Origin of the sequence: Micromonospora sp. NPDC047753, assembly GCF_040642735.1 — a bacterium.
Classification (GTDB): domain Bacteria; phylum Actinomycetota; class Actinomycetes; order Mycobacteriales; family Micromonosporaceae; genus Micromonospora.
This window is the reverse complement of sequence record NZ_JBEYSL010000645.1, coordinates 1-3206: the sequence shown is the minus strand read 5'-3', so window position 1 is coordinate 3206 and position 3206 is coordinate 1. Positions and strand designations below refer to the sequence as shown.

The window sequence follows — 3206 nt, the reverse complement described above, 5'->3', positions numbered from 1 at the left end:
CGTCGGTGCCGACGACCGGATCTACGGCGTGGACCACGGGGTGAGCTTCCACGTGGAGGACAAGCTGCGCACGGTGCTCTGGGGTTGGGCCGGTAAGCGTCTGCCCGCGGACGCCGTGGAGATGCTCGACGCGCTGGCCGGTCAGGTCGCCGGTGCGCTCGGCGCGGAGTTGGCCGACCATCTGACGATCAGCGAGGTGGCCGAGGTGGCCGCCCGGGTCGACCGGCTGCGCGAGACCGGCTGCTTCCCGCAGCCTCCGGAGGACTGGCCGGCGATGCCCTGGCCGCCCATGTGACCCGCTGTCATCTTGATCACCCGTGGGGCGCTCCGGCGTTGCCGGCGGGCTGGCTAGGCTGATCCCATGGAGTCTTGGGCGGGACACGAGGTGCCACGGCTGCCGGGCAGGGGCGAGCCACTGGCGTTGTACGACTCGGCGCGGCAGGGTGTCCACCCGAGTGAGCCGGCCGATGCGGGCAGCATGTACGTCTGCGGCATCACCCCGTACGACGCCACCCACCTCGGCCACGCCGCCACCATGATCACGTTTGACCTGGTGCAGCGGATGTGGCGTGACGCCGGCCGCCCGGTGCGCTACGTGCAGAACGTCACCGACATCGACGACCCGCTGCTGGAGCGGGCCGCCCGCGACGGCGAGGACTGGGTGGTCCTGGCGATGCGCGAGACGGCGCTGTTCCGGGAGGACATGGAGGCGCTGCGGATCATCCCGCCGGCGCACTACGTGGGTGCCGTCGAGTCGATCCCGGACATTGCCGACAAGGTCGAGGTGCTGCTCAAGGACGGTGCCGCGTACCGGCTCGACGACGGCACCGGCGACGTCTACTTCGACATCTCCGCCACGCCCCGCTTCGGCTACGAGTCGAACCTGACCCGCGAGCAGATGCTGGAGATCTTCCCCGAGCGCGGTGGCGACCCCGACCGGGCCGGCAAGCGGGACCCACTGGACCCGCTGCTGTGGCGCGGCGCCCGCGAGGGCGAGCCGTCCTGGCCGGGCGGGGAGCTGGGCCCGGGCCGCCCCGGCTGGCACATCGAGTGCGCGGTCATCGCGCTCAACCTGCTCGGTGACCGGATCGACGTGCAGGGCGGCGGCAACGACCTGCTGTTCCCACACCACGAGGCCTCCGCCGCGCACGCCGAGCGGCTCACCGGCCAGGCGCCGTTCGCCGAGCACTACGTCCACGCCGGCATGATCGGCCTGGACGGCGAGAAGATGTCCAAGTCCCGCGGCAACCTGGTCTTCGTGTCCCGGCTGCGCGCCGACAAGGTCGACCCGATGGCGATCCGGCTGGCGTTGATCTCCGGTCACTACCGCAGCGACCGCACCTGGACCGACGACCTGCTCACCGCCGCGCACGAGCGCCTGGACCGTTGGCGGCGGGCCGCCGCCGCGCCCGCCGGGCCGTCCGGGGCCGAGCTGCTGGCCGAGGTACGCGCACGCCTGGCCGACGACCTGGACACCCCCGGAGCCCTCGCCGCAGCCGACCGCTGGGCCGAGGCGACCCTCGCCGGTGCCACCGACGACCCTGAGGCGCCCGCTCTCTTCGCGACCACTGTCGACGCCCTCCTGGGCATCCGCCTCTAGCCCATGCGCGTCGTGTCGCGCGCCCGTTGATCGACTCGGTTTCCGGGAAGTGGCGGTGTCCAGGGCGGTGCGACGCCCCGACTTCCAGGAAGCCGAGTCGATCAAACGGCTCAGCTCAGGACCAGGTCGGGGTCGGATTCGGGGCACGCCCGCACGGCGTGGACGATCGGGTCACGGAATGAACGCCACCTCGGGGAAGGACCGGCTGGGGCCGTTCAGGAGGTGGCCGCCCCGGTGCCGCAGGTGCAGGTCGAAGAACGCCAGCGGGTAAGCCTGCCCGATGCGGACCGCGCGGGCGGGGTCGAGCGTGCCGACCCAACTCACGAGTTCCTCGTCGCTCATGCCGATGAGCTTCGCCAGTTGCGGCACGAGCCACTGGTTGTCGCCGTAGGACGAGTGGACCGCTTCGGCGGCCTGGACGTTGAGTCGCCATCCCCGTAGGTGCGTGAAGAACTCGGCGACGGCGGGCTCCGCGGCCCGGGTGTTCTGCGCAGTCATCAGCATGAACGGCCGGTACAGGTCGGTGGTGGGCATCGGCTGCGACACCATCGGGGCGTCCAGGCTCAGCCCCGCCCGGACCCGTCGGTCGGTGCCCATGGTCAGGGCCGTCGCGGTGCCGCCCTTCGACCAGCCGAACATGCCGATCCGACTCAGGTCGAGGGCGGCACCCAGCCCGGTCGGCAGTGGCGCGTCGTCGACGTCGGGGTTGCCCCCGGCGGCGAGGTCGCAGATCTGATCGAGGACGAATCGGACGTCCCTGGTGTAGGTCCACGGGGTGGAATCGAAGTCTTCCTCCTGGACGGTGACTCGGCCGTCGGGGAATTCGCTGAATCCGTCGTAGGTGTGGTCCACAGTGACGACCACGTGCCCGTGGCTGGCGAGTTCCTGCACCACGATGGTGGTGTCCGAACGGTGGCTGCCGGCGCCGTGCGAGTACAGCACCACCGGCAACCGCCGGCCCGGGTGCCGCACCGGGGCGCCCTTGTGCCCGGCCGTCAGCGGCGCCAGCGCGGCGTGGGGGTCGAAGCCCGCGGATTCCAGCAGCACGCGCATCGAGGCGGCAGTCATCCACGGGGAACGCGGGTAGCGCCGCTCGTTCCGGGCGGGGTACCAGACACTGACCATCAGTTCCCGATACCGCCCCGGCCCCGCCAGCGGTTCCGGCCGCGACCGGTCGACCAGATGCAGCGGCACCACACCCACGCGGTACGGCCCGGTCGGCCGGGGGAGAGTGAGCCGGGCCGGGCCCGCATCGGCGGTTGCCGCCGTGGCGCGGCCAGCGATGCCCAACGGTACGCCGGCCCCGACCGCCAGCGTGGCTCCGACAAGGCCACGGCGCGTGATCCCCCGTGCACCAACAGGTTTCACGGTTGGCATTGATCCTCCCCTGGTTGCTCGACGCCGGAACCAGGCCGCCGGCCATCGATATACCCGCAGTATATATACCGAGTGTATAGATGCAACGACGGCGACGAGTTTCGACAACGGGTGAGCTCTCAGAGGCCGCTCTGGCGCCCAGGATCCAGCGCATGGGTGCCCGTGATGGTGTACACCTCGTAGTGCACGGCCACAAGCACCGTGCGTTCGTCTGGCGTGCTGAGGCGTA

2 protein-coding genes and 1 pseudogene are annotated in these 3206 nt (G+C 71.1%); 2 read left to right on the top strand and 1 reads right to left on the bottom strand.

Features of this window, described 5'->3' with window-relative positions; genetic code table 11:
* Both ABZ749_RS32490 and mshC read left to right on the top strand, forming a co-directional pair.
* Positions 1-295 (top strand): annotated as a pseudogene (locus ABZ749_RS32490) (phosphatidylinositol kinase); the annotation flags it as partial.
* A gap of 66 nt (positions 296-361) precedes the next feature.
* Positions 362-1600: a cysteine--1-D-myo-inosityl 2-amino-2-deoxy-alpha-D-glucopyranoside ligase gene (mshC, locus tag ABZ749_RS32485; protein WP_357234611.1), complete on the top strand. Its 1239-nt coding sequence runs from the start codon at positions 362-364 to the stop codon at positions 1598-1600.
* A gap of 171 nt (positions 1601-1771) precedes the next feature.
* Here mshC and ABZ749_RS32480 read toward each other — a convergent pair whose 3' ends face one another.
* Positions 1772-2977: an acetylhydrolase gene (locus tag ABZ749_RS32480; protein ID WP_357234609.1), complete on the bottom strand. Its 1206-nt coding sequence runs from the start codon at positions 2975-2977 to the stop codon at positions 1772-1774.
* Positions 2978-3206: the final 229 nt, after the last annotated feature.